The 25815-nt window shown below is 63.6% G+C and carries 22 protein-coding genes and 1 tRNA gene; 13 read left to right on the top strand and 10 right to left on the bottom strand.

Translation table 11 applies throughout. The annotated features are described in order from the left end of the window. Positions 1-39 precede the first annotated feature (39 nt). Positions 40-1227, top strand: a complete 1188-nt coding sequence (prpF, locus tag IDM28_RS15060; protein ID WP_188036353.1) for a 2-methylaconitate cis-trans isomerase PrpF — start codon at positions 40-42, stop codon at positions 1225-1227. Between the two features lie 56 nt (positions 1228-1283). Next, complete coding sequence (prpD, locus tag IDM28_RS15055) at positions 1284-2768, top strand: 2-methylcitrate dehydratase (protein ID WP_188036352.1); 1485 nt, start codon at positions 1284-1286, stop codon at positions 2766-2768. Positions 2769-2910: 142 nt separating this feature from the next. On the opposite strand, the gene IDM28_RS15050 is transcribed toward prpD, so the two are convergent. From IDM28_RS15050 to araD1, 4 genes are all read right to left on the bottom strand, one after another. After that, entirely contained in the window at positions 2911-4497 is a 1587-nt protein-coding gene (locus IDM28_RS15050; protein WP_188036351.1) for an aldehyde dehydrogenase (NADP(+)), read from the bottom strand. 29 nt (positions 4498-4526) lie between these two features. Next, positions 4527-6080: a UxaA family hydrolase gene (locus IDM28_RS15045; RefSeq protein ID WP_101321006.1), complete on the bottom strand. Its 1554-nt coding sequence runs from the start codon at positions 6078-6080 to the stop codon at positions 4527-4529. A gap of 27 nt (positions 6081-6107) precedes the next feature. After that, entirely contained in the window at positions 6108-7427 is a 1320-nt protein-coding gene (locus tag IDM28_RS15040) for an MFS transporter (protein ID WP_188036350.1), read from the bottom strand. Positions 7428-7491: 64 nt separating this feature from the next. Beyond that, entirely contained in the window at positions 7492-8490 is a 999-nt protein-coding gene (araD1, locus tag IDM28_RS15035) for an AraD1 family protein (protein WP_188036349.1), read from the bottom strand. Positions 8491-8600: 110 nt separating this feature from the next. Here araD1 and IDM28_RS15030 point away from each other — a divergent pair, with 110 nt between their 5' ends. Next, positions 8601-9518: a LysR family transcriptional regulator gene (locus IDM28_RS15030; RefSeq protein WP_101321002.1), complete on the top strand. Its 918-nt coding sequence runs from the start codon at positions 8601-8603 to the stop codon at positions 9516-9518. Between the two features lie 237 nt (positions 9519-9755). On the opposite strand, the gene acnB is transcribed toward IDM28_RS15030, so the two are convergent. Beyond that, positions 9756-12365, bottom strand: a complete 2610-nt coding sequence (acnB, locus tag IDM28_RS15025; RefSeq protein ID WP_101321000.1) for a bifunctional aconitate hydratase 2/2-methylisocitrate dehydratase — start codon at positions 12363-12365, stop codon at positions 9756-9758. 407 nt (positions 12366-12772) lie between these two features. Between acnB and IDM28_RS15020 the strand changes: the two genes are divergently transcribed. Next, the gene (locus IDM28_RS15020) at positions 12773-13240 is read left to right on the top strand and encodes a DUF1289 domain-containing protein (RefSeq protein ID WP_188036348.1); all 468 of its coding nucleotides are present in this window, start codon (positions 12773-12775) and stop codon (positions 13238-13240) included. A 67-nt stretch (positions 13241-13307) separates the two neighbouring features. Next, entirely contained in the window at positions 13308-14075 is a 768-nt protein-coding gene (locus IDM28_RS15015) for a hypothetical protein (RefSeq protein WP_223175927.1), read from the top strand. A gap of 6 nt (positions 14076-14081) precedes the next feature. Here IDM28_RS15015 and queD read toward each other — a convergent pair whose 3' ends face one another. After that, the gene (gene queD / locus IDM28_RS15010; protein WP_101320994.1) at positions 14082-14438 is read right to left on the bottom strand and encodes a 6-carboxytetrahydropterin synthase QueD; all 357 of its coding nucleotides are present in this window, start codon (positions 14436-14438) and stop codon (positions 14082-14084) included. 225 nt (positions 14439-14663) lie between these two features. Between queD and IDM28_RS15005 the strand changes: the two genes are divergently transcribed. From IDM28_RS15005 to IDM28_RS14985, 5 genes are all read left to right on the top strand, one after another. Next, positions 14664-14969, top strand: coding sequence for a PepSY domain-containing protein (locus IDM28_RS15005; protein WP_103437942.1), 306 nt, complete (start codon positions 14664-14666; stop codon positions 14967-14969). Then, the gene (locus IDM28_RS15000) at positions 14969-15283 is read left to right on the top strand and encodes a PepSY domain-containing protein (RefSeq protein ID WP_101320990.1); all 315 of its coding nucleotides are present in this window, start codon (positions 14969-14971) and stop codon (positions 15281-15283) included. Before IDM28_RS15005 ends, IDM28_RS15000 begins: the two co-directional genes overlap by 1 nt. Beyond that, the gene (locus IDM28_RS14995) at positions 15284-15952 is read left to right on the top strand and encodes a response regulator transcription factor (protein WP_101320987.1); all 669 of its coding nucleotides are present in this window, start codon (positions 15284-15286) and stop codon (positions 15950-15952) included. Next, entirely contained in the window at positions 15949-17268 is a 1320-nt protein-coding gene (locus tag IDM28_RS14990; protein WP_188036347.1) for a sensor histidine kinase, read from the top strand. The genes IDM28_RS14995 and IDM28_RS14990 overlap by 4 nt, the downstream gene beginning before the upstream one ends. Positions 17269-17401: 133 nt before the next feature. Continuing rightward, positions 17402-18559: an HPP family protein gene (locus IDM28_RS14985; RefSeq protein WP_150569855.1), complete on the top strand. Its 1158-nt coding sequence runs from the start codon at positions 17402-17404 to the stop codon at positions 18557-18559. Here the strand turns inward: IDM28_RS14985 and IDM28_RS14980 are convergent. Continuing rightward, positions 18533-19399 carry a LysR family transcriptional regulator gene (locus IDM28_RS14980; RefSeq protein WP_101320981.1) on the bottom strand — a complete coding sequence of 289 codons (867 nt, stop codon included), beginning with the start codon at positions 19397-19399 and terminating at the stop codon, positions 18533-18535. The genes IDM28_RS14985 and IDM28_RS14980 overlap by 27 nt on opposite strands. A gap of 200 nt (positions 19400-19599) precedes the next feature. On the opposite strand from IDM28_RS14980, the gene IDM28_RS14975 reads away from it, so the two are divergent. Further along, entirely contained in the window at positions 19600-21489 is a 1890-nt protein-coding gene (locus IDM28_RS14975) for a propionyl-CoA synthetase (protein WP_188036346.1), read from the top strand. On the opposite strand, the gene zapE is transcribed toward IDM28_RS14975, so the two are convergent. Then, on the bottom strand, positions 21486-22565 hold the full coding sequence (gene zapE, locus IDM28_RS14970) for a cell division protein ZapE (protein WP_188036345.1): 1080 nt from the start codon (positions 22563-22565) through the stop codon (positions 21486-21488). The genes IDM28_RS14975 and zapE overlap by 4 nt on opposite strands. A 44-nt stretch (positions 22566-22609) precedes the next feature. Between zapE and IDM28_RS23910 the strand changes: the two genes are divergently transcribed. Then, positions 22610-22735, top strand: a complete 126-nt coding sequence (locus tag IDM28_RS23910) for a hypothetical protein (RefSeq protein ID WP_262500125.1) — start codon at positions 22610-22612, stop codon at positions 22733-22735. A 6-nt stretch (positions 22736-22741) separates the two neighbouring features. On the opposite strand, the gene IDM28_RS14965 is transcribed toward IDM28_RS23910, so the two are convergent. Next, a complete protein-coding gene (locus tag IDM28_RS14965; RefSeq protein ID WP_188036344.1) occupies positions 22742-22984 on the bottom strand; it encodes a DUF465 domain-containing protein in 243 nt (80 codons plus the stop codon). A 268-nt stretch (positions 22985-23252) separates the two neighbouring features. Here IDM28_RS14965 and IDM28_RS14960 point away from each other — a divergent pair. Next, positions 23253-23327, top strand: a tRNA-Gln gene (locus tag IDM28_RS14960). A 95-nt stretch (positions 23328-23422) separates the two neighbouring features. Here the strand turns inward: IDM28_RS14960 and IDM28_RS14955 are convergent. Next, on the bottom strand, positions 23423-25807 hold the full coding sequence (locus IDM28_RS14955; RefSeq protein ID WP_188036343.1) for a hybrid sensor histidine kinase/response regulator: 2385 nt from the start codon (positions 25805-25807) through the stop codon (positions 23423-23425). Positions 25808-25815 lie beyond the last annotated feature (8 nt).

Below are 25815 nucleotides of genomic sequence, written 5' to 3'. Positions count from 1 at the left end.
GCGGCCCCGGCTAGACCGCAGAATTCATAGGACTCAATCATGACCTACGCACCGCAGATCAAAATCCCCGCCACCTACTTGCGTGGTGGTACCAGCAAAGGCGTGTTTTTCTCCCTGCAAGATTTGCCGGAGCGCGCTCGCCAGCCCGGGCCTGCCCGGGACGCGCTGATCCTGCGCGTGATTGGCAGCCCCGACCCATACGGCAAGCAGACCGACGGCATGGGCGGCGGCACGTCCAGTACCAGCAAGGCGGTGATCGTCTCGACCACTACCAAGCCTGAGCACGACGTTGACTACCTGTTCGGCCAGGTCGCCATCGACAAGGCGTTTGTCGACTGGAGCGGCAACTGCGGTAACCTCTCGGCAGCGGTCGGCGCGTTCGCTATCAGCAGCGGCTTGGTCGACCCAGCGCGCATCCCGCACAACGGCACTGCCACGGTGCGTATCTGGCAGGCCAACATCAGCAAGACCATCATTGCCCACGTGCCGATCAGCAACGGCGAAGTGCAGGAGACCGGTGACTTCGAGCTGGACGGGGTGACGTTCCCTGCTGCCGAAGTGCAACTGGAGTTCGTCGAGCCGGCCGCCGATGATGAAGGCGGTGGGGCGATGTTCCCCACCGGTAACCTGGTTGATGACCTGGAAGTGCCAGGGGTTGGCACGTTCAAGGCGACTCTGATCAACGCCGGCATCCCGACCATTTTCCTCAATGCGCAAGACCTCGGTTACAGCGGCACCGAATTGCAGGATGCGATCAATGCTGACCCGCAAGCGCTGGCGCGCTTCGAGACCATTCGCGCCTATGGCGCACTGCGCATGGGCTTGATCAGCAACCTCGAGCAGGCCCGCGAACGTCAGCACACGCCCAAGGTGGCCTTCGTCGCGGCACCGGCTGCTTATGCTGCGTCCAGTGGCAAAGAGGTCGCGGCGGCAGATATCGACCTGCTGGTGCGTGCCCTGTCCATGGGCAAGTTGCACCACGCCATGATGGGCACCGCGGCGGTGGCCATCGGTACCGCCGCAGCGATCCCCGGTACCCTGGTCAACCTCGCCGCCGGTGGCGAGCAGCGCAGCGCCGTGCGCTTCGGTCATCCGTCCGGGACCTTGCGCGTGGGCGCCGAGGCACGCCAGGTCGACGGTGAGTGGCGGGTGACAAAGGCCATCATGAGCCGCAGCGCTCGCGTGTTGATGGAAGGCTGGGTGCGAGTGCCCGGCGACGCCTTCTAGCACGCGTGTGGTGCTCGACTTTTCGTTCGACCCTCTGCCACAGGAAGTCATGAGAGATGAGTGCCAACGTTGACCTGAACGACCGCCCGGACTATGACCGGGTGTTGCAGACCATCGCCGACTATGTGCTCGACTACCAGGTCGGCTCGGCGGAGGCCCTCGACACTGCGCGCAACTGCCTGATCGACACCTTGGGCTGCGGCTTGCTGGCGCTGCGTTTTCCCGAGTGCTGCAAGCACCTCGGGCCGCTGGTCGAGGGGACCGTGGTGCCGCATGGCGCGCGGGTGCCCGGGACCTCGTACCGGCTGGACCCGGTCAAGGCGGCCTGGGACATCGGCTGCATCGTGCGCTGGCTGGACTACAACGACACCTGGCTGGCCGCCGAGTGGGGCCATCCGTCGGACAACCTCGGCGGCATCCTGGCGGTGGCCGACCATCTCTCGCAGCGCCGGGTAGCCAGCGGTGAGCCGCCGTTGAGCATGCGCGACGTGCTCGAAGCGATGGTCATGGCCCATGAGATCCAGGGCGTACTGGCCCTGGAAAACTCGTTCAACCGGGTCGGCCTTGACCATGTCCTGCTGGTCAAGGTCGCTTCGACTGCCGTGTGCGCCAAGCTGATGGGGGCCAACCGCGAGCAGATGCTCTCGGCGCTGTCCCACGCCTTCGTCGACGGCCAGGCGTTGCGCACCTATCGCCACGCGCCCAACGCCGGCTCGCGCAAGTCGTGGGCCGCGGGCGACGCGTCGAGTCGCGGCGTGCGCCTGGCCGATATCGCCCTGCGCGGCGAGATGGGCATTCCCGGTGTGCTCACGGCGCCGCAGTGGGGCTTCTATGATGTGCTGTTCAGCCACACCAACAAGGACCTCGCGCTCAAGCCGCCTGCCCAGCGCAGCTTCAGCCTGCCGCAGGCGTTGGGCAGCTATGTGATGGAAAACGTCCTGTTCAAGATCAGCTTCCCTGCCGAGTTTCACGCACAGACTGCCTGCGAGGCGGCGGTGACGCTGCACCCGAAGGTGCGTAACCGCCTGCACGAAATCGAGCGCATCGTCATCACCACGCACGAGTCGGCGATCCGCATCATCTCCAAGGTCGGTCCACTGGCCAACGCCGCCGACCGCGATCACTGCCTGCAGTACATGACGGCGGTGCCGTTGATCTTCGGCAACCTGGTGGCCGAGCACTATGAAGACAGCTTCCACGCCGCCCACCCGTCCATCGACCGTCTGCGCGAGAAGATGGAGATCGTCGAAGAGCCGCGGTTCAGCCGCGAGTACCTCGAGGCCGACAAGCGCTCGATTGCCAATGCGCTGCAGGTGTTCTTCAACGATGGCAGCAGCACCGAGCAGGTGACCGTGGAATATCCGATTGGTCATCGGCGCCGGCGTGCCGAGGGGATTCCGTTGCTGGAAGAGAAGTTCAAGGCCAACCTCGCCACGCGCTTTGCCGGGCAGCGCTGTGCCGAGATCTTCGAGCTGTGCAAGGCCCAGGCGCGCCTGGAGGCGACGCCGGTGCACACGTTCGTTGAGCTGTGGGTGATCTGAGGCGAGCGTCGCACAGGTGTGGCGCCAGTGTCGGCCTCTTCGCGGGACAAGCCCGCTCCCACAGGTATTGCGCCGTTCGCAAGATCAGCGCGGTACCTGTGGGAGCGGGCTTGTCCCGCGAAGAGGCCCGACCTGCCTGACCTCAGCGAACAATCACCGCCCGACTCTGTCGACCCTCGATCAACCGTGAAATCCCCAGCGGATTGCCATCCTGCAGCGCCGGCGGCAACAGCGCATCCGGGTAGTTCTGGAAACACACCGGCCGCAGGAAGCGGTCGATCGCCAGGCTGCCGACCGAGGTCCCCCGCGCATCCGAGGTCGCCGGGTAAGGCCCGCCATGCACCATCGCGTCACACACCTCGACCCCGGTCGGGTAGCCGTTGAGCAGCACCCGCCCGACCTTGTCCTGCAGCAACTCACTCAGCCAGGCGTAGTCCGGCAGCTCCACCGCTTCGCCGATCAAGGTGGCCGTCAGTTGCCCGCGCAACGCCTGCACGGCAGCGGCCAGCTGCGCCTGGTCGGCGACTTCGATGACCAGCGTGGCCGGGCCGAACACCTCTTCCTGCAACAGCCTGTCGCCCCCCAGCAGCAGGCCGACGTCCGCCTGGAACAGCTGCGGCTGCGCCTGCCGCGCGCCTTGCGCCGCGCCCGCCAGGTGGCGGATGCCCGGGTGCTTGTGCAGCTGCTCGAGCCCCTGGCGATAACTGGCCAGCGTGCCCAGGTTGAGCATGGTCTGCGCCGGCTGCTCGGCCATCTGCGCCTTGAACAGCGCGATGAAGTCGGCGAACGCCGCCGAGCGTATGCCGATGATCAAGCCAGGATTGGTACAGAACTGCCCGCAGCCCAGCGTCACCGACGCCGCCAGCTCGCGCGCCAGGCTTTCGCCACGCGCCTGCAGCGCCGCGGGCAGCAGGATCACCGGGTTGATGCTGGACATCTCGGCAAACACCGGGATCGGCTGCGCGCGCTCGGCGGCCATCCGGCTCAGGGCCTCGCCGCCCTTGAGCGAACCGGTGAAGCCGACCGCCTGAATCGCCGGGTGCTTGACCAGCCACTCACCGACCCCGCCGCCGTAGACCATGTTGAACACCCCGGCCGGCATGCCGCTGCGCTCGGCGGCGCGCAGGATGGCGTCGGCGACCGCTTCCGCGGTGGCCATGTGGCCACTGTGCGCCTTGAACACCACCGGGCAGCCGGCGGCCAGGGCCGAGGCGGTGTCGCCGCCGGCGGTGGAGAAGGCGAGGGGGAAGTTGCTGGCGCCGAACACCGCCACCGGACCCACGCCGATCCGGTACTGGCGCAGGTCGGGCCGCGGCAGCGGATGGCGCTCGGGCAGCGCGGGGTCGATGCGTGCGGCATAGAAATCACCCCGGCGCAGCACCTGGGCGAACAGGCGTAGCTGGCCGCTGGTGCGGGCGCGCTCGCCCTGGATACGGCCGCTGGGCAGGGCGGTCTCGCGGCACACGGTGGCGATGAAGTCATCGCCCAGCGCGTCGAGCTCGTCGGCAATCGCCTCGAGAAACGCCGCGCGTCGCTCGGCGGGCAGGTTGCGGTACGCCGGGAAGGCGGCCGCCGCGGCGTTGCCGGCGGCGTCGACTTCGGCCTGCGTGGCCTGGCTGAAGACGCCCGGTAAGGGTTCGCCGGTGCTGGCGTCGAGGCTCTCGAGCAGCGTGTCGCCTTGCGCCGAGCGCAGGCCGGCGATGTAGTTGTGACCGAGGATGCGGGTCATGCGGGCTCCTGTAATGACAAGACTGGGAATCAGGTAATGGCGCCGATCTGCCACGGCACGAACTCGTTCTGGCCGTAGCCATGCTGTTCGCTCTTGCTGCGCTCGCCCGAGGCGATGCTCAGCATCATGCGGTAGATGTATTCGCCACGTTCTTCGATGGTCATGCTGCCGTCGGCGATGCCGCCGCAGTTGACGTCCATGTCCTCTTCCTGGGTTTGCCACAGGCGGGTGTTGGTCGCCAGCTTGATCGACGGGGAGGGCGCGCAGCCGTAGGCCGAGCCGCGGCCGGTGGTGAAGGCGATCAGGTTGGCGCCGCCGGCGACCTGGCCGGTGGCGGAGATCGGGTCATAGCCGGGCGTGTCCATGAACACCAGGCCGTGGGCGCGTACCGGCTCGGCATACTCGTAGACATCCACCAGGTCGCTGGAACCGGCCTTGGCCACGGCGCCGAGGGACTTCTCGAGGATGGTGGTCAGGCCACCGGCCTTGTTGCCCGCCGACGGGTTGTTGTTCAGTTCGGCGCCCATCCGCTGGCAATAGGCCTCCCACCACTGGATCCGGGTAATCAGCTTTTCGCCGACCTGCTGGCTCACCGCACGGCGGGTCAGCAGGTGTTCGGCACCGTAGATCTCCGGGGTTTCCGACAGGATCGCAGTGCCGCCGGCGGCGACCAGGCGGTCTACCGCATTGCCCAGCGCCGGGTTGGCGGTGATCCCCGAGTAACCGTCCGAGCCACCGCACTGCAGGCCCACGGTGAGGTGGCGAACGCTGACCGGCTGGCGCTCGACCTGGTTGGCTTCGGCCAGCAACGACTTGACCTGGGCTATGCCGCTGGCAATGGTCTTCGAGGTGCCGCCGGTGCCCTGGATGGTAAAGGTGCGCAGCGCATGGCTGCTCTCCAGGCCCTGGGCGGCGAGCAGGTCGGGAATCTGGTTGGTTTCGCAGCCCAGGCCGATCAGCAGCACCGAGGCGAAGTTGGCGTGCACGGCGTAGCCGCCGAGGGTGCGGCGCAACATCGCCAGCGCTTCGCCACCGGGATCGACCGCGCAGCCGACCCCATGGGTCAGGGCGACCACGCCGTCGACATTGGGGTAGGGCGCCAGGGCGTCGGGGTGGATGTCGCGGCGGAAGTGGTCGGCGATCGCCCGCGCCACCGTGGCCGAACAGTTCACCGAAGTCAGGATGCCGATGTAGTTGCGTGTGGCAACCCGGCCATCGCTGCGCACGATGCCCATGAAGGTGTCGTCGGTCGGCGCCTGCCGACCTTTGGCGTCGACACCGAAGGCATAGTCGCGGGCAAAGTCGCCCATCGCCAGGTTGTGCACGTGAACATGCTCGCCAGCGGCGATCGCCTGGCTGGCGAAGCCGATGATCTGCCCATAGCGCCGCAGCGGCTGGCCGGTGACCAGGGCGCGCGCGGCCAGCTTGTGGCCCGCCGGGATCGGCTCGCGCACGGTGATCCCTTCATCCAGCAAAAGGCCTTCGGGCAGCGGCTGGCGGGCGACCAGCACATCGTCCAGGGGGTTGAGTCGGATCACGGCGTTGGCAGCGCTTGCACTGCCTGTTGTTGTAATGAGTTGCATGACAATCACCTCAATGGGGCGCGTGGCTCAGGCCAGCCCGCGCTCGCGATAGTCGATCAGGCCGGAGAACAGCATCAGGCCGAAGGCCATGACCACGAAGAAGATCAGGGCCAGGAAGTAGGAACCGGTGAACTGCACGATCAGGCCGATCAGGATCGGCACCAGCACGCCGACCATGTTGCCGCAGAAGTTCATGCTGCCGCCGAGCACGCCGGCCTTGGACTTGCCGCCGAGAATCGCCGGCAGGCACCAGTACATGCCGCACCAGCGGATGAAGAACAGCGCCACGCAGAGCAGTGCGATGACCAGGCCGGCGTCCGGGGTGTAGGCCACCAGCAGGATGCACAGCGCGGCGACCGCAGCGGAGCCGGCGAACATGCTGCGCATGACGGTGTTGGGCTGGCCGCCCTTGGCCTTCCATTTGTCGGAAATCCAGCCGCCGATCAGCTCGCCGACGAAACCGCACATGAAGATCAGGAAGGTCGCCCCGCCCATGGCCTTAATGTCGAGGTTGTGGGCCTTGTGCAGGTAGCTCGGCATCCAGGTCAGCAGGCCATAGAACACGCTGTTGTAACAGGCGTAGCCGGCGAACATGCACAGCACCGAACGGCTTTTGAGCAGCTCCTTGAGCACCGCCTTGCGGTTGCCGTTGGCCTTGCTCGCGGCATCGTTGGCCTGGGTGATGTAGGCCAGCTCGGCGGCGTTCACCTGCGGGTGTTCGCTGGGGTGGTTGCGGATGTACCACCAGGCCCAGAGGCCTGCGGCCACGGTGCCGACGCCGGCGATGATGAAGGCGATGCGCCAGGAGTCGAACCAGGTGATCAGCCCGGCGATGATGATCGCGCCAAGGGCGGTGCCCAGCGGCGCGCCGCCGTCCACCAGGGTGGCGCCGCGGCCGCGCTCGTTGGGGGTCAGCCAGGCGCCGTTGAGCTTGGCGCCGGCGGGCATGATCGGCGACTCGGCGACGCCCAGGCCGATGCGGGTGACCAGCAGGGTGATCCAGTTGTGGGCGAAGCCGCCAAGGGCCTGGAAGGCGCCCCAGCCGATGGTCGCGACGCCAATGATGTTGCGCACCTGGAAGCGGTCGAGCAGCACCCCGGCAGGGATCTGCATCAAGGCGTACGACCAGAAGAACGCGCTGAGGATCAGGCCTTCGAGCGCCGGAGTCAGTTCGAACTCTGCGGAAATCAACGGCAGCGCCACCGACAGCGAGGCGCGGTCGATGTAGTTGATCGCGGCCAGCAACAGCAGGATCAGGAAGATCCGCCAGCGCACGGTGGTCGGCTTGGCGCTGTCGGCGGTAGCCAGGGCGGGCGCGGGGGCCGCCGGGTAAGGGCTGTTGTTCATGCTCATCTCACTCTTGTGATTGTTATGAAATGCCGCGGCGGCGCGGCCCTGCGCCGCCGTCGGGTCAGAGCGTGGTCACCGCTCCGGGTGAGATGGCCGCCGGCGCCAGGGCAATGCCATTGCGCAGCGGCGCGCCGAACTCGGCCAGGCTGATCTCGAACACATCGCCTTCGCCGGCCTTGACCTGATCGGCGAACGACAGGGTCGCGGTGCCGAAGAAGTGGATGTGGACATCGCCCGGACGGAGGAACTGGACGTATTTGAAATGGTGGTACTCGAGGTTCTCCAGCGAGTGGCACATGTTGTCCTCGCCACTGAGAAAGTCCTTTTCCCAGATCACCTGGTCGCCCCGGCGGATCCGGCTGGTGCCCTGCAGGTGGCGCGGCAGCTCGCCCACGCGCAGTTCCGGCCCATACGAGCAGTTGCGCAGCTTGGAATGGGCCAGGTAGAGGTAATTGCGCCGCTCCATCACATGGTCGGAAAACTCGTTGCCGATGGCAAAGCCCAGCCGGTAGGGCTGGCCATCATCGCCGATCACATAGAGCCCGGCCAGCTCCGGCTCTTCACCGGCGTCCTCGGCGAACGCCGGGGTCTGCAAGGCCTGGCCCGGACGTACTACGCACGAGCCATCGCCCTTGTAGAACCATTCCGGCTGCGCGCCTGCGCTGCCGGCGGCGGGACGGCCGCCATCGATGCCCCATTGGAACATCCGCGCGGTGTCGGTGAGGGCGGCGCTGTCGTCGACTTTCTGCTGGTGCATCTTGTCGCGGGTCGAGGCGCTGCCCAGGTGGGTCAGGCCGGTGCCGCTGACCAGGCAGTGGGCCGGATCTTCGTGGTCCAGCGGTGGCAATACCCGGCATTCGGCGAGGGCTTGGCTGTAGCGCTGGTCGCTGCTGTCCAGGCCGCGCTCGAGCACTTCGGCGGTTAGGCTGCGCTGGTTGCGGATGGCGGCCAAGGCCAGTTCACGCAGGTGGGTGGTGTCACGCACGACCTGGATCAGGTCGCCTTCGACCACGCCGACGTGGCGCTGGGCGGGTGCGGTTTCGAATTGGATCAGGCGCATGCTGGCTCCGGTTTGTTGTTGTGGGGAAGCACGTGCGGCCACTTTAAATTTGCGCGGCGTTGCTGCCTAATGAGAGCTGTTGACCCCGTGATAACTTTTAGTGATCCCCTATGCTGCCACCTTTGAGTTCCATGGCGTCGCGCCTGCGCTTGCGCCAGCTACGCCTGCTGATCAGCCTTGACGAGCTGGGCTCGATCCACAAGGCGGCCGAGGCCATGTCGATTACCCAGCCGGGGGCGACCAAGGCCCTCAACGAGATCGAATCGACCCTGGGCGCGGTGCTCTTCGAGCGCACCAGCAAGGGCCTGCAGGCGAATGACCTGGGGCGTTGCGTGGTGCGTTATGCGCGCTTGATCGGCAACGACCTGGCGCACCTGCGTGAAGAGATGCTGGGAATTCTCCAGGGCCATGGCGGGCGGTTGTCGGTGGGCACGATCATGGGGGCGGTGCCGATTCTGGTGGAGGGCCTGGCGCGTTTGCGCGAAAGCCAGCCGGACCTGTCGGTGGCGGTGGTCGAGGACACCAGTGACCGCTTGTTGACCCTGCTCGATCAGGGCCGACTGGATGTGGTGATCTGCCGGACCAGTGTCAGCCCGCGCCCGGCGGCGTACCACAGCCGGGTCAAGCACCAGGAGCAGCTGGTGCTGGTGGCCAACCCGGCGCATCCGCTGGCGGCCAGCGCTTCGTTGAACCTGGCACAGCTGGCCGATTCGCGGTGGGTGGTGTTCCCGGTGAACATGCCGATGCGCCTGACCCTGGAGCGTGAGTTTCGCGAGGCGGGGTTGAGCTTTCCGCAGTATCCGATCGAAACGTCTTCGACCTTCACCACGTTGTCGATGCTGTTGCAGGATCCGGGCTTGCTGGCGGTGATGCCGTGGGATGTGGCCAAGGTCGCGCTGGATCACGGGATGCTGGTGAGGCTGCCATTGCAATTGCAGTCACGCAGTGAGCCGTACGAGGTCGTGACGCGGCAGGGGGTGGAGTTGAGTGCGCCAGCGCAGGTGCTGGTCGAAATCCTGATGGAGTAGCTTGTCGGCGCGCTCATCGATCATACAACCCAGACACTCCCCGACCCTGTGGGAGCGGGCTTGCCCCGCGAAGAGGCCGGCCGAGTCGACGGAATCGACCGTTAGGCTGAAAATTGTTGGCTCTGCTGGCGCCGCCGGTTACGCAATGAATGATCCCTCCATCAACAACCCAAAAAAAACCCGGCATTTCTGCCGGGTTTTTTCATGCCGCTGGAAGCTCAACGCTCCCGCCGGATGTTACGCCTGAACAACCGGGATCTTGGCGCTTTCCGCAGCGTCACGGAACTCGGCGATCTGGTCGAAGCTCAGGTAGCGGTAGACGTCGGCAGCCATGCTGTCGATGTCCTTGGCGTACTGCATGTACTCTTCGATGGTCGGCAGCTTGCCGATGATCGAAGCCACTGCTGCCAGCTCGGCCGAAGCCAGGTAGACGTTGGTGGCATCGCCCAGACGGTTAGGGAAGTTACGGGTCGACGTGGAAACCACGGTCGAACCGGTCTGCACACGTGCCTGGTTACCCATGCACAGCGAGCAACCTGGCATTTCCATGCGCGCGCCAGCTTTGCCGTAGATGCCGTAGTAGCCTTCTTCGGTCAGCTGGTGAGCGTCCATCTTGGTTGGCGGAGCCAGCCACAGACGGGTCGGAATACCGCCCTTGACCTTCTCCAGCAGCTTGCCAGCAGCGCGGAAGTGACCAATGTTGGTCATGCACGAGCCGATGAACACTTCGTCGATCTTCTCGCCCTGTACCGAAGACAGCAGGCGGGCGTCGTCCGGGTCGTTCGGCGCGCAGAGCACAGGCTCTTTGACGTCGGCCAGGTCGATTTCGATGATCTCGGCGTATTCGGCATCGGCGTCTGCAGACAGCAGCTGCGGGTTGGCCAGCCAGGCTTCCATGGCTTGCGCACGGCGCTCCATGGTCCGCGCATCGCCGTAGCCTTCGCTGATCATCCAGCGCAGCAGGGTGATGTTCGACTGCAGGTATTCGGCAACCGCTTTTTCCGGCAGCTTGATGGTGCAGCCAGCAGCAGAGCGCTCGGCGGAAGCGTCGGACAGCTCGAACGCTTGCTCGACAGTCAGCTCGTCGAGGCCTTCGATCTCCAGAATGCGACCCGAGAAGGCGTTGATCTTGCCTTTCTTCTCGACGGTCAGCAGGCCTTGCTGAATGGCGTAGTACGGGATCGCATGGACCAGGTCACGCAGGGTGATGCCAGGCTGCAGCTTGCCCTTGAAGCGAACCAGGATCGACTCTGGCATGTCCAGCGGCATCACGCCGGTGGCAGCGGCGAAGGCGACCAGGCCGGAACCGGCCGGGAACGAGATGCCGATCGGGAAGCGGGTGTGCGAGTCGCCGCCGGTGCCGACGGTGTCAGGCAGCAGCATACGGTTCAGCCAGCTGTGGATGATGCCGTCGCCAGGACGCAGCGACACGCCGCCACGGGTGCGGATGAAATCCGGCAGGGTGTGGTGGGTGGTGACGTCGATTGGCTTCGGGTAAGCCGCAGTGTGGCAGAACGACTGCATGACCAGGTCAGCCGAGAAGCCCAGGCAGGCGAGGTCTTTGAGCTCGTCGCGGGTCATCGGGCCGGTGGTGTCTTGCGAGCCCACGGTGGTCATCTTCGGTTCGCAGTAGGCGCCTGGACGTACGCCCTGGCCTTCTGGCATGCCGCAGGCACGGCCAACCATTTTTTGCGCCAGGGTGAAGCCCTTGCCAGTATCGACCGGTGCGTCCGGCAGTTTGAACAGGTCGGTTGGACCCATGCCCAGCTCGGTGCGCGCCTTGTCGGTCAAGCCACGGCCAACGATCAGCGGGATACGGCCGCCAGCACGGACTTCGTCGAGCAGGACTGGCGTCTTCAGTTCGAAGGTGGTGACCAGCTCGTCGCTTTCGTGACGGCGTACTTCACCTTTGAACGGGTACACGTCGATGACGTCGCCCATTGCCAGGTTGCTGCAGTCGAATTCGATTGGCAGGGCGCCGGCGTCTTCCATGGTGTTGTAGAAGATCGGAGCGATCTTGGTGCCGAAGCAGAAACCGCCAGCGCGCTTGTTCGGCACGTTGGGGATATCGTCACCGAAGAACCACAGTACCGAGTTGGTTGCCGATTTACGCGACGAACCGGTACCGACCACGTCACCGACGTAGGCGACCGGGAAGCCTTTGGCGCGCATGGCTTCGATCTGCTTGAGCGGACCGACCGAGCCTGGTTGCTCAGGCTCGATGCCGTCACGGGCCATTTTCAGCATGGCCAGGGCGTGCAGCGGAATATCAGGGCGCGACCAGGCATCCGGTGCAGGGGAGAGGTCGTCGGTGTTGGTTTCGCCAGGCACCTTGAACACGGTCAGGGTGTACTTTTCGGCAATTTCAGGGCGCTTGGTGAACCACTCGCCATTGGCCCAGGACTCAAGCACAGCCTTGGCGTGGGCGTTGCCCGCCTTGGCTTTTTCGGCGACGTCATGGAAAGCATCGAACATCAGCAGGGTGTGCTTGAGCTGTTCGGCCGCGACGGCAGCCAGTTCGGCGTCGTCCAGCAGCGCGACCAGAGTCTCGATGTTGTAGCCGCCCTGCATGGTGCCGAGCAGCTCGGTGGCATGCTTGCGGTCGAGCAGTGGCGAAGTGGCTTCGCCCTTGGCGATGGCCGAGAGGAAACCGGCCTTGACGTAAGCAGCTTCGTCAACGCCTGGTGGTACGCGGTTGGTGATCAGGTCAACGAGGAAGGCTTCTTCGCCGGCTGGCGGGTTTTTCAACAGTTCGACCAGGCCTGCAGTCTGTTCGGCGTTCAGCGGCTGGGGCACGATGCCCAGGGCTTTACGCTCTTCGATATGTTTGCGGTAGGCTTCAAGCACAGTTATTACCCTCATCAGTGGTCCCTAAAGGGAGTCCGGGACGCTCATCCAGAATTCAACGCGGCCATGCGCAATACGGCTTCGTGAGCCGTCCAGCCAGGCGTGCGGAAAATCCTTGCAGAAGCTGTTTTCAAAGTTTTACGCCTGTAGAACGGAGCGCTGATGAGGGGTTGGCGCGGCACATGCGAGGGCTGCATGGGCCGGCCAACACCGTTCTACCGGATTAACTGTGCTTCGTGACGCTTTGAAAACAGCTTCCAACGGACATTGTTGCCTTGAAAAGGCGGATTGATTCTACGGCAAAAACTGAACAAAAGTAAGGCGCGGGATGAGACTTTAACAAGTGACCCTGGTTAGACAAAGGGCTAACATGGAGCCGTGTGCCACCGCCAAGCTGTTGTCTGTTCATGTCCAATCAGTCCATCAAAACCCCGTGCGTCGGGCTCTGCTCGACCGTCTACGGCGACCTTGTATGCCGCGGCTGCAAGCGCTTTCATCATGAAGTGATCCACTGGAACGGCTACAGCGAGGAGGCCAAGCGGGCGGTCTGGCTGCGCTTGGAGCAGTTGCTGGTGCAAGTGATGATGGCCAAGCTTGAAGTGTTCGACAAAGACTGCTTGCGCCAGCAACTGGAGCAGCGTTCGATCCGCTTCGTCGCGCAGCAGTCAGAGTACTGCTGGGCCTACCAATTGATTGCCAGGGGCGCGCGGATGATCCGTGACCTTGAGGCCTATGGCATGGCGCTGTTGCCTGAGTTTCGTGGCTGGGATCTGCCACAGTTGCGCGACGCCATCGACCGGGAGTTCTTCCTGTTGTCCGAAGCACATTACCAGCGCTACATCGCACCGTCGTTTCTCAAGGACGTGCTGGGGTAGCCTTCCAGCTGCCGCGCGGCACCAGCAGTCCTTAGCGTTCATCGCTCCTTCAAGCTGGAGTGACGTGATGAGCAGCCTTGTATTCATGCCTGAACTGAGTTTTACCGCCCGCTGCCGCTGGCAACTGGCAGATTATGTTTCGACCCCTGCGGTATGGGAGGACGGCGACGACCTGTCCCGGCCGCTCTGGACCGAATTCGATGGCTGGAATAGCGACAGCGGCTGGTTGATAGCGAGCCGCAATTATGACGGAACACGGCCAGATTCATTTCCGCCGGACGAATGGCAGGGTGAAGATTTACGACAATCGCTCGGTGTCGATACCTTCTGGTTCGGCACCTATCGCCATGCGCTGGGCTACGTCTACGAGATCCGCCCGGCCTATACTGGCCGCAACGGCGACCAGTATCCCAGGCTCAACTACTGGTTGGACGTTAGCAGGAGCGGCTATCTGGGTTTTTACCCTACAGACGCCAAAGCTGGAAGCCTGACCGATAAAGAAGGGGTAATAGCCCTGAAAGATCCGATCGGTGTCGCGCCGGTGGTAAAACTGCCGGTAGACACGCAGATTGATCTCGACTTGCCGCTCTACAAACTCAGAAAGGGCTTGAAGACGCCGCTCTGGCACATCGCATGCCTGAATCCGGAGCGCTTGGTGGAGGGCGGTCTGCACCTGAACCTGTCTCTCTATGGCGGCCTTGAAGCTGTCAAGGTGCGCCGACTGGTAGAGAACGGGCAAGGGTATCTGAATACAGGCCGCGGCAGGCCGGGTGTGTTGCTGATGTGTATCGACAACCCATGCGTGCCGCCGCACCCGAAACCCTCGATAGACTGAAACCGCCTACGCGCCGCTGTACTCGCAGCCGCTGGTGCAGGTTTCGTGAATACGCACCTTGGACAGTTCTGGCAGCAGCGGTTTCACCTGCTGCCAAATCCACACCGCGATCACTTCGCTGGTGGGGTTTTCCAGGCCAGGAATGTCGTTCAGATAGTTATGGTCGAGCTGCTCGTAGATCGGCTTGAAAATCGCCTTGATCTCGGAGAAGTCGCGGATCCAGCCGGTATGCGGGTCAAGCGGGCCGGTCAGGTGCAGGGCAACCTTGAACGAGTGGCCGTGCAAGCGGCCGCATTTATGACCAGGCGCGACATTGGGCAGGCGATGGGCCGATTCGAAGGTGAACTCTTTGAAAATTTCCACGGGGTAGTAACTCTGTTGCAAGCGAGAATGGCGGCGATTCTACCAGCATGGCCGCAGTGAGTGGTTGTGCCTGTGTGGTCAGCTGCCCGGTGGCGCTTGCGCACACACTGCAACAGTGCTCGAGGCATGCGCTATCATGCCCGCGAGCAATTTCAGGTTGGCTTAAGGAGCCGTGGTTAATCTTAACCCCGTAGACAACTTGCATATCCCGATGGAGAGATACTCATGAAAACTTTGACTGCCCTGTTCACTGCTGCTGCCCTGTCTGTTGCTGCCACCGCTGCACTGGCCGACGTGCCGGCGCATGAAATCAGCGCCCTGGAAAAAGCCGGCACCGTGCAGCCATTGCAGAAACTGGCCGAGACTGCCAAGGCCAAGCATCCTGGTTCAACCATCACCGACTCCGAGCTTGAAAACGAATACGGCCGCTACATCCTCAAGGTCGAACTGCGTGATGCGCAGAACGTTGAATGGGACGTTGATCTGGATGCCAAGACCGGCGAAATACTGAAAAACGCCCAAGACAAATAATGAGCCCGCTATCGCGCACGCCGCGCTACCTGGCGCTGGCCCTGATGGCCGTGTGTTCACTGGCGCTGGCGCGTGATCTTGACCAGGATGAAGCCCTCGCGCTGCGGCAAAAGGGCATCATCCTGCCGCTTGAGCATCTGCTCGACTCTGCCCTGGGGCGTTACCCCGGGGCACGTCTGCTTGAGGCAGAGCTTGAAGAAAAACATGGCCGCTATGAATACGAGGTCGAGCTGCTGACCCTTGAAGGGGTGGTGCGCGAAATCAAGCTGGATGCTCGCAGCGGTGTGCTGCTCAAAGACGAGGAGGACGACTGAATGCGCCTGTTGCTGGTCGAGGATAACGTGCCGCTGGCCGATGAGCTGACTGCCGGCCTGCAGCGTCAGGGCTATGCCGTCGACTGGCTGGCAGACGGCCGTGATGCGGTCTATCAAGGCCAGAGCGAGCCCTACGATCTGATCATTCTCGACCTTGGCTTGCCCGGCTTGCCGGGATTGGAAGTCCTCGCCCAGTGGCGTGCAGGCGGGTTGGCCACGCCAGTGCTGATCCTGACGGCGCGCGGCTCGTGGGCCGAGCGCATCGAAGGCTTGAAGGCCGGCGCCGACGATTACCTGAGCAAGCCGTTCCACCCTGAAGAGCTGCAACTGCGCATTCAGGCACTGCTGCGCCGCGCGCGCGGCCTGGCCAATCAGCCCAAGCTTGAAGCAGCTGGCCTGCACTTGGACGAAAGCCGCCAGTGTGTCAGCCGCGAGGGTGTCGATGTGCAACTGACCGCGGCGGAGTTTCGCCTGCTGCGCTACTTCATGCTGCATCCCGGCCAGGTGCTGTCCAAGGGGCATCTGGCCGAGCACCTGTATGACGGCGAAACCGAGCGCGACTCCAACGTGCTTGAGGTGCACGTCAATCACCTGCGGCGTAAACTCGGCCGCAGCGTCATCGAAACCCGTCGCGGGCAAGGTTACGTCTACGCCGGCAGCACGCCGTGAAGTCGATCCAGGCACGCTTGAGTGTTGGCCTTATCGCCGTATTGGTAGTGATCGGGCTGGCCTTTGCACAGTTGACCCTGTGGCTGTTCGAGGCCGGCCTGCAGCGTTACCTCGAAGTCGGTTTGCGCAAGGAAAGCGAGAACCTGCTGGTGGCGCTGGGGCGCGGCCCGGACGGCTTGCAGCTGGATGAGCGGCGCATCTCGGCTGCGTACCAAAGGCCGTTTTCCGGGTATTACTTTCGCATCGATTTCGAGCAGGGCAGTTGGCGATCTCGCTCATTGTGGGACCTGGACATGCCCAAGCCGGCCAAGCCGGGACTCGAAGATACCCATGTACTAGGTCCTGAAGGCCAACAGTTGCTGGCCCTGCGTGCTGACTATCGGCGCCTGGGTCAGGACATCTCGATCAGCGTCGCGCAGGATTATTCACCAGTACGCCAAGGCTTTCAGCGCATGCAGCAGATCGGCCTGGGTATCGGCCTGATCGCCCTGGTGCTGGTGCTGGTATTGCAGCGCATCACTGTTACCCGCTCGCTCCGGCCATTGGAGCGAGCCCGCCAGCAGATCGCGCAACTGCAGCAAGGCCAGCGCTCACAGCTGGATGCCGAAGTACCCAGCGAGCTGCAGCCGCTGGTCGATCAGGTCAACCATCTGCTGGCCCACACTGAAGACAGCCTGCGCCGCTCGCGCAATGCGCTGGGCAATCTTGGCCATGCGTTGAAAACGCCGATGGCGGTTCTGCTCAGCCTGGCCTCCAGCGAGCGCTTGCGCGATTTGCCTGACGTACGCACGCAAATGCGCGAGCAGCTCGAACAGATCCAGCAGCGTCTGGAACGTGAACTCAACCGTGCGCGGTTGGCGGGCGATGCTCTGCCCGGCGCGCAGTTTGATTGCGATGCGGAGTTGCCAAGCCTGCTGGCAACCTTGGGCATGATTCATGGTGAAGGTCTGCTGCTCGAACGCGATACGCCCGCCGGACTGCTGCTGCCTTGGGACCGCGAGGACCTGCTCGAGCTGCTCGGCAACCTGCTCGACAATGCCTGCAAATGGGCTGACAGCGAAGTCCGCTTGGGTATCGCCACGAGTGCCTCTGGTTATCAGTTATGGGTGGATGACGATGGCCCGGGCATTCCTGAGGAAAAACGCGTGCACGTGCTCGAGCGAGGTTCGCGGCTGGACGAGCAGGTCAATGGTCACGGCCTGGGCTTGGGTATCGTGCGCGATATCGTCGACGCCTGGGGCGGCACTATCGCCCTGCAGGAAAACCCTCAAGGCGGCCTGCGAGTGAGCATCGAGCTGCCCGGCAAAGGCCGCTGAACGGCCTACGCTGATGCTGCAAAATTATTGAGCCCAAACCGCATTATTTTGAATTTGCCCCACAATAGTGCGCGCGGCACACTCTTGCTCTGAAATGGCTCATCCCGGCCAAGTTGAAGAGCACGTTCTGCCGATGTCTGCCTCGCGTCCCGAACCCCTGTTGCAGCGCCTGATGCCGGCGCCCCTCAATATTCCTCCCAAAGAATGGCTGCGCGCAGGCGTCGGTGCCTTGCTCGGCCTGTGCCTGGCAGGTTGGCTATGCAGCCTGGCCTATGGTCCCTCCATTGCGCTGCATCTGCTTGGCCCTCTGGCGGCAACAGCCGTGCTGGTTTTCGCCGTGCACGCCGGGCCGCTGGCGCAGCCGTGGTCGGTGCTGGGCAGCTACGCGCTGGCGGGCGTAATCGGCTTGGTCATGCGCCAGCACCTGGGCAGCGAGCTGTGGGTGGCTGGCGCTGCGCTGGGCTTGTCGTTGTTGGTCATGTGCCTGCTGCGCTGCCTGCACCCGCCGGGCGGCGGAGTAGCGGTCAGCGCGGTACTGGCCGATTCCGGGCTGGTCGCCATGGGCGATCATCTGCTCGAGCCAATCATGCTCAATGCGCTGGTGCTGGTCGCAGTGGCGGTGGTCTACAACCGCCTGACGGGCGTGCGCTATCCCAAGCCTGGCTTGCCGCGCAAGGATCTGCACCACACCCACGACCCAGTGCCCAGCGCCCGGGTAGGTTTCAGCAGCGACGACCTCGATCAGGCTCTGGAAGACATCGGCGAGTACGTTGACGTCAGCCGTGACGAGCTTGAGCGTATTCTTCTGGCCACTGAACAGCATGCCTTGCAGCGCAGTCTAGGTGGTATCACCGCGGCTTCGGTGATGTCCCGCGATGTGCAATTTGCCAGCCCGCAGACCACGCTGGAGCAAGCCTGGCAGATGCTCGCCAGCCACCACCTGAAGACGCTGCCAGTACTGGCGGAGGGGCGCCTGGTCGGCATCGTCAGCCTCAGTGATGTGCTGACGGCGGCCATGGCGCGGGCGCGGTTCAGCTGGCGTGGGCTGTGGCGGCGCAGGCCGGTGGTGCTGGAGCAGGTGATGAGCCGGCGGGTGATCAGTGTCAGTAGCCAGCACCCGCTGGAGCGTCTGCTGCCATTGCTGTGCGAGCAAGGCTTGCACTGCCTGCCGGTACTCGATGACGGCAAGCTGGTCGGGGTGATCACCCAGACCGACCTGATTGCCGGTCTCAAGCGCCAGTTGCTCAACCACAGCACGCTTGCTTCAGATGAGCGGGTCCCAGCGTTGTGACCAGTCACTGACGCCCGCTGCGACTTGCCGGCGCAGCACGCCGAAGGCCTGCTGCAAGGCGGCGCTGTCGTGCTTGCGGGTGTACACCAGAAAAGTCGGGTAGGTGAATTCCGGCGCTTGCGGCACCCGCTCGAACACGCCGCTGTCCAGGTAAGCCTGCACCACCCGTGTACGGAAATAACCGCTGCCACCGTGCTCGAGAATGAACTGCAAGGCCAGCGGGCCGAGGTTGAAGCTCAGCGCTGGGCGGGCACAGTCGGGCAGGGCGGCATCATGCTGGCGGCGAAACGTCTCGCCCCAGTCGATATACACATAAGGCTCTGGCCGTTCTACGTGGCGGATGCGCACCAGTTTTTCTTCCATCAACTGCTCCACCTGCAGGCCAGGCCCGTAGATGGGCTGATAGACCAGCGCAGCATCGAGCAAGCCGCGCTCGACCTTGCGCAGCAACGATTCGCCGTCGCTGACCTCGCTGCGGATGGCATGGCTGGGCATCTCGCGGTACAGCGCACTGACCCAGTCAAGCAGCAGTGGGTTGCCCAGGCTGGTTTCGCCGCCCAGGTGCAGCAGCTGCTGACAACCCTGCGGCAGCGGCAGGTCACGGCGGGCGGCCTCCCAGGTTTCCACCAGTTGGTGGGCGTAGGTGACGAAGGCTTCGCCGTCTGCGGTCAGGCTGGCGCCGCTGCGGCTGCGGACAAACAGCTGGCAACCTAGCTGCTGCTCAAGACGCTGCACCCGCGCGGTGATTGCCGTCTGCGACACGCACAGGCCCTCGGCGGCGGCGACCAGGCTGCCGCAGCGCACAATCTCCAGAAAGGTGCGTGCCTGTTCGATATCCATGCTGTGCTCATTGATCAAGGTGATGGCTATTCTAGAGCCTTGCTCGCTGCTTGGCGCGCTTCAAAAGCGCCGCCTTGATAGTGCCTGCTGCTGCGAATTTGCAGGTCGGTTATGGACTTTAGTCCCATGGCAGGGGCGTCAGGCAGGTCCATACTGCAGGCTCGCCCTTCAATAACAACAAGTATCGGGTTGCGACTGACATGACCTACCAGCACAGCTACGCCCGTTCCATTTCCGACCCTGTGGCCTTCTGGGCCGAGCAGGCCGACCAGCTGGCCTGGTACCACAAGCCGCGCCAGACCCTGATCAACAATACCGACGGCAGCCATTGCTGGTTTGCCGACGGGCGCCTGAACAGCTGCTACCTGGCCCTGGATCACCAGATCGAACAAGGCCGTGGCGAGCAGACCGCGTTGATCTACGACTCGCCGGTAACCGCCACCCAGCAGCGTTTCAGCTACCTTGAGCTGCGCGATGAAGTTGCGCGTCTGGCCGGGCTGCTGCGCGAGTTGGGCGTGCGCAAGGGCGACGGTGTCGTCATCTACATGCCGATGGTGCCGCAGGCGGCCATGGCCATGCTCGCCTGCGCGCGGATTGGCGCAGTGCACTCGGTAGTGTTCGGCGGTTTTGCCGCCAACGAGCTGGCCCTGCGTATCGATGATGCCAAGCCGACGCTGGTGCTCACGGCCTCCTGCGGGCTGGAGTTTGATCGGGTCATCGAATACAAGCCGCTGATCGATCGCGCGCTGCAACTGGCCAGCCATCAGCCCCGCCACGTGCTGGTGCTGCAGCGGCCACAGACCAAGGCCGCGCTGCAGCCTGGGCGTGACCTGGACTGGCAACAGGCACTGGTCAACGCGCAGCCTGTGGCGCCGGTCGAGCTCAGTGCAACCGACCCGCTATATATCATGTACACCTCCGGCACCACCGGCAAACCCAAGGGCATCGTCCGCGAAAACGGCGGCAACGCGGTCGCCTTGAGCTACACCATGCGCCATATCTATGGCATGCAGGCGGGCGATGTCTGGTGGGGGATTTCCGATGTGGGCTGGGTGGTCGGTCACTCGCTGATCGTCTACGGGCCGCTGATGACCGGTTGCACCACGGTGTTCTATGAAGGCAAGCCGATCCGCACCCCGGACGCCGCCGCGTACTGGCGGGTGGTCGAGCAGTATCAGGTGAATGCCTTGTTCTGCGCGCCGACGGCGATGCGCGCGATCCGCAAGGAAGACCCCCATGGCGAACTGCTCGCCGGGTATGACCTGAGCTCCCTGCGCCAATTGTTCCTGGCCGGGGAAAAGCTTGATTCAAGCACCCATCAATGGCTGGAGCAGGTCACCGGCAAACCGGTGCATGACCACTGGTGGCAGACCGAAACCGGCTGGCCGGTGACCGCACCCTGTGTCGGCCTTGAAGGCAGCGCCGCACGCCCCGGGTCGAGCAACCGCGCAGTACCGGGCTACCACGTGCAGGTGCTGGACGACGACGGGCATTTGCTCGGGCCGAATCAACAGGGCGCGATCGTCATCGCCCTGCCGCTGCCGCCGGGCTGCAGCCAGACGCTGTGGGGTGATCATCAGCGCTATCTGCAGGCGTATCTGCACACCTATCCGGGCTACTACCATACCGGTGATGGCGGCTACCTGGACGATGACGGCTTCGTCTACATCATGGGTCGCACCGATGACGTCATCAACGTCTCCGGGCATCGGTTGTCTACCGGCGAAATGGAAGATCTGGTCGCCCGCCATGCAGCGGTTGCCGAGTGCGCGGTGATCGGTGTGCACGACGACATCAAGGGCCAGGTGCCGCTGGCGTTGGTGGTACTCAAGGACGGCGAAGAGCTAGCCGAGCAAAAATTGCAGGCTGAACTGGTTGCCAGTGTGCGCGAGCAGATCGGTGCGCTGGCATGCTTCAACCGGGTGCGGTTGGTCAAGCGCTTGCCCAAGACACGCTCCGGCAAGATTCTGCGCGCGGTGCTGCGCAAGATCGCTGACGGTCAGGCCTATGTACCACCGTCAACGCTGGATGACCCGGCTGTGCTTGGCGAAATCGAAGCGGTGCTGGCCGATCTGCCCCGCGCAGGTTAAAGCACAGTCGTGCCGACCTGATGCAGCTGGCCGAGACGGCTGCGGCTGCGCATCAGGTCGGCAATGGCGCCACCCAGGCTCTGCTCGAGCGGATAGCGGCCAATCAGCACCAGCTCGCAGTCCTGGTCGTACAGCACATCGACCAGGTTGACGAAGCGTTGCTGCGCTGCGAGCGAACATTCGGCCAGGTCTTCCAGGTCGTCGATGATCCAGCGATCGTAACGGCTGGCCAGCTCCAGATAATCCACCACTGCCGTGGCCTGCTCGCACAGATCGACAAAGCTGAAGTGCACCTGTCGATCCTGGCTGGCCAGGGCGCGCAGCGGGCGGTGATTGATGTCCAGGGTCAGCGGCTGGGTTTCAGGCAGCGCCAGGGCCAGGCGTTGCTCAGCTGTGCCGGGCCAAACGTAGTGGCCCTGGGTAAAACGCTGGTGCGCGCGGTTGGCCGGCAGGCTGCGAAAGTCGATGTCGCCGCCCACTTCCATCACCAGCATGCGGCTGTTGATCAGGCGGATCACTGGCAAGAACCGCTCATGGTAAAGCGGGTTGGGCAGCAGGCCTTCAGGGGCATAGTTGGAAGTCAGGACGACAAACACGTTGCGCTCGAACAGCGCGCTGAACAGCCGGGTGAGTAGCATCGCATCGCCGATGTCGTGCACATGGAACTCGTCGAAGCACAGCACCTGGCAGTCGCCAATCAGTTCATCCAGGGTCGCCGCCATGGCATTGTCGGCGCCGCGATAGCGGTGCATGCCCTGATGCAGACGAGCGAAGAAATCGTGGAAGTGCAGGCGCAGCTTGGCCTCAACCTCCAGCGCCTGGTAAAAGCCATCGAGTAGCCAGCTCTTGCCGCGGCCAACCGATCCATACAGATACAAGCTGCGCGCCTGGCCATCAGCCAGCGCGGCAAGCTGTTGCGTCATGCGCTCGATAACCCGGCGTTGGCCTTCGCTCAAGCTATAGCCGCGCTGCCTGGCCTTGTCCTCGAAGTAGCTCAACAGCTGGCAGTCGCCTTGCGCATCGGTACGCGAGCGGCGGCGCAAGTGGCGAAGCGGCGTGGAAATCCAGGCAGACAAGCGAGTGGTCCTCAACAGCGGGGCAGGGCGGTTGGCGCCCTCCAGTGAGTGGCCATTTTCACCGCAAGCACCGCTGGCAGGCAATCATCCCGGCGGGTAGCCAGGCGATTGTGGGCGACTACCGGCCGGTCAGTGCACGCTGGCAGTGGTCAGGCGCCACTGCCAAATGAATAGCTTCAGGCTTGGCGCTTGAGCTGACGGTCGATCATGTACTTGATCGACAGGCGACGCTCCTTGAGGCGGTGCAGGTCATCATCGCTGGTATAGCCCGCCGAGATGGCCTCGGCAGCCAGCACCTGGTTGTCGATATCGACGTACTCGTCGAGCAGGCGATCAAGGGTCTTATCCTGCTGGCGGCGCTGCTGAACGATTTCGCGGGGGTAGTGCAGGTCTTGGTACAGGTCATGGGAAACTGGCATGGCGCCCTCCTTGTAAACGCTGGGTTACTTGACTATTGGGCAGGGCTGCAGGGATTTGGTTTTTTAGCTGGGCGAGCTTTGCCGACAGGCGGTCAGGCAGCGGCGGGTGCCTGACTAACTTGCTGTTTTTTTGAGATTTTTTTTAACAGAGGGGTTTTCATGGGCAAGGATTGTTGTTAAAGTGCCGCGCATTCCCCGACAACAACCCATGTTGTCAGCCAGGGGGATTGTCAGAACGACAGTGCATCGCACTTGTCGCATCCGATACAGGGGCGTCGCCAAGCGGTAAGGCAGCAGGTTTTGATCCTGCCATGCGTTGGTTCGAATCCAGCCGCCCCTGCCATTATCTTCCTCGCTTTACCCTCTCTCTATTCCCGCGCAATCCACCAACGCTACCCATCCGTATTGCAGTTGCTGAGCAACGGCCGAGCGCGGTGCTCAGACCGCGCCCAACAAATCGTCCAGGGTTTTCGCCAGCAGTTGATCCTGTACCGGTTTCTGAATGACCACACTGTCGCCCAGCTCGAAGCCTTGCAGCTCGGCATAGCCCGTGAGAATCACCACCGGCAATCGCGGGAAGCGCTCACGCGCCGCCAACGCAAGCTGCGCGCCGTTGAATTCGGGCATGGCAAAGTCAGTCAGCAGCACATCGACGTGTTCATCGAGCAAGCACAGGGCCTGCTCGCCACCGTGCGCCTGGCGTACCTGATAACCGTGCGAGCGCAGTAGCTCGCCGATCATGTCGCGGACCAGGTGATCATCGTCCACCAACAGCACGGTGCGATCACGGCCCTCTGCCGAGAGGGCTGGCGCCGCGGGCGCCGCGGGTGCTTCGAAGGCTACAGGCTGCTTGACCGCAGGCAGGTAGACCGACACCAAGGTACCCTGGTCCGGCGCAGTATCGATAGACACGCCACCGCCCGATTGCTTGGCGAAGCCGAACACCTGGGCCAGGCCAAGGCCCGAGCCTTTACCGATGTCCTTGGTGGTGAAGAATGGCTCGAATACCTTGCCGACTACCTCTTCACTCATGCCGCAACCGGTATCGCGAATCGACAGCATCACGTACTCGCCAGGCTCCGGGTCTTCCGGTCGCTGGGCGCGTTCTGTGATCAAGGTATTGCGCGTCGACAGGATCAGCTGGCCGCCATCGGCCATGGCGTCGCGGGCGTTGATCGCCAGGTTGAGAATGATCATCTCGGTCTGGGTCGGGTCAGTCAGTGCCTGCCAAAGGCTGGCATCCAGATCCAGGCGTACCGAGACATTGCCGCCCAAGGTGCGTCGCAGCAGCTCTTCCAGGCCGGTGAGGGTCTGGTTGAGGTTCAGCGGCACAGGCTCGAGCCGCTGGCGCCGGGAGAAGGCCAGCAACTGTGAGGTCAACTTGGCACCGCGCTCGCCAGCCTCGCGGATGTGCTTGAGGCGGCTGCGGGCCTTGTCGTAATTCTCTTTCTGCAGGTCACGCTCAAGGAAACTCGCGCCGGTCAGAATCACCGTCAGCAAGTTGTTGAAGTCGTGCGCGACCCCGGCAGTCAGCTGGCCGACTGCCTCCAGTCGCTGCATCTGCTGCAGCGCAGCTTCGATACGCTCGCGCTCATCGATCTGCTCGCGCAGGCGCATGTTGGCCTCGGCCAGGCCCATCGACGATTCGCGCTCACTGGTGATATCGCGGGCGACCACATAGAGCAGGGTGTCCTCGGGCACGATCACCCAGGACAACCAGCGCTGTTGGCCGCTGGCATGTTGAATCCGCCCTACAAAGCGGGCACTGGTGCGGCCCTGGCCGAGGGCGGCCAGCTCAGCGAGAAAGGCTTCCTGATCCGGCTCGGGTAGCAGCTGCAGCAGGGTGGTCTGGCTCAGGCGTTCACGCGAGATGCCCAGGCTGACTTCCCAGGCTGGGTTGAGCGCGACCGGGGTCAGGTCTCTGTTCAGTACCGCCAGCAAGTCCTGGGACAATTCCCATGAGCGATCGCGCTCCCGGGTACGCCGCTCGACCCGCTCGCCGAGCATCTCGTTGAGCTGCTTGAGCGCCGTGGTCGCCTGGCGTTGTTCATGAATGTCCTGCAATACGCCGGAAAAGCGCACGCAGCGGCCGTCGAGGAATTGGGTCTGGCCGCTCGAGAGCAACCAGCGCGGCTCGAGGCCGTCACGCTGATTGATACGAAACTCGACCCGGTAGTGACCGCCTGCCTGGGGCTGCATGACCTGCTCGACAGCGTCACGAACCAGCGCGACGTCTTCGGGATAGATGCCTGCGTAGAACACATCCAACGACATCTGAGTGTCGACAGGCAGGCCAAACAAGGTCTTGCAGCGGTCATCCCAGAGCAGCAGATCTTCCTGCGGGCGATAGTCCCAGGTACCCATGCCCGCAGCATCGATGGCAAACCGGGCGCGCGCCTCAAGCTCGGCCAGCGCTTCCTCGGCGCGGCGGCGGCGATGCCGTTCCTGCACTTCGGTCAGCGCCCGGCGTACGGCCTTGGGCAGCAGCGGCAGGTTCTTCTTCAGTACATAGTCGGTGGCGCCAAGGCGGATCATCTCCACCGCGTGCTCTTCACCATAAATGCCTGAGAGGAAGATGAACGGCACATCTGGCGCCAGCCGCTGAGCAATCGCCAGCACTTCGGTGCCGGACGAGCCAGGCAACACGCAATCGCACAGGATCAGGTCAAAACGGCCGTGGTGCAGCGCATGCTCGACGCCAATATGGTCGAACACCAGTTGCGACTCGATGTGCAGCCCGCTGCGCTCCAGGCGCAACAAGGTCAGCTCGGCATCCATCGAACTGTCTTCGACCATCAGTAGCTTGAGCGGGCCTGACAACATGCTAGTTG

Origin of the sequence: Pseudomonas sp. EZ-C24, from assembly GCF_014525325.1 — a bacterium.
Lineage (GTDB): Bacteria > Pseudomonadota > Gammaproteobacteria > Pseudomonadales > Pseudomonadaceae > Aquipseudomonas > Aquipseudomonas shirazensis.
Note: the sequence above shows the minus strand (reverse complement) of the source record. Positions and strands in the feature narration are given on the sequence as shown.

Bases quoted from the DNA above. Each gene is read 5' to 3' on its own strand.
- prpF (WP_188036353.1), top strand. From the start codon at position 40: ATGACCTACGCACCGCAGATCAAAATCCCCGCCACCTACTTGCGTGGT.
- prpD (WP_188036352.1), top strand. From the start codon at position 1,284: ATGAGTGCCAACGTTGACCTGAACGACCGCCCGGACTATGACCGGGTG.
- IDM28_RS15050 (WP_188036351.1), bottom strand. From the start codon at position 4,497: ATGACCCGCATCCTCGGTCACAACTACATCGCCGGCCTGCGCTCGGCG.
- IDM28_RS15045 (WP_101321006.1), bottom strand. From the start codon at position 6,080: ATGCAACTCATTACAACAACAGGCAGTGCAAGCGCTGCCAACGCCGTG.
- IDM28_RS15040 (WP_188036350.1), bottom strand. From the start codon at position 7,427: ATGAACAACAGCCCTTACCCGGCGGCCCCCGCGCCCGCCCTGGCTACC.
- araD1 (WP_188036349.1), bottom strand. From the start codon at position 8,490: ATGCGCCTGATCCAATTCGAAACCGCACCCGCCCAGCGCCACGTCGGC.
- IDM28_RS15030 (WP_101321002.1), top strand. From the start codon at position 8,601: ATGCTGCCACCTTTGAGTTCCATGGCGTCGCGCCTGCGCTTGCGCCAG.
- IDM28_RS15020 (WP_188036348.1), top strand. From the start codon at position 12,773: ATGTCCAATCAGTCCATCAAAACCCCGTGCGTCGGGCTCTGCTCGACC.
- IDM28_RS15015 (WP_223175927.1), top strand. From the start codon at position 13,308: ATGAGCAGCCTTGTATTCATGCCTGAACTGAGTTTTACCGCCCGCTGC.
- IDM28_RS15005 (WP_103437942.1), top strand. From the start codon at position 14,664: ATGAAAACTTTGACTGCCCTGTTCACTGCTGCTGCCCTGTCTGTTGCT.
- IDM28_RS15000 (WP_101320990.1), top strand. From the start codon at position 14,969: ATGAGCCCGCTATCGCGCACGCCGCGCTACCTGGCGCTGGCCCTGATG.
- IDM28_RS14995 (WP_101320987.1), top strand. From the start codon at position 15,284: ATGCGCCTGTTGCTGGTCGAGGATAACGTGCCGCTGGCCGATGAGCTG.
- IDM28_RS14985 (WP_150569855.1), top strand. From the start codon at position 17,402: ATGTCTGCCTCGCGTCCCGAACCCCTGTTGCAGCGCCTGATGCCGGCG.
- IDM28_RS14980 (WP_101320981.1), bottom strand. From the start codon at position 19,399: ATGGATATCGAACAGGCACGCACCTTTCTGGAGATTGTGCGCTGCGGC.
- IDM28_RS14975 (WP_188036346.1), top strand. From the start codon at position 19,600: ATGACCTACCAGCACAGCTACGCCCGTTCCATTTCCGACCCTGTGGCC.
- IDM28_RS14965 (WP_188036344.1), bottom strand. From the start codon at position 22,984: ATGCCAGTTTCCCATGACCTGTACCAAGACCTGCACTACCCCCGCGAA.
- IDM28_RS14955 (WP_188036343.1), bottom strand. From the start codon at position 25,807: ATGTTGTCAGGCCCGCTCAAGCTACTGATGGTCGAAGACAGTTCGATG.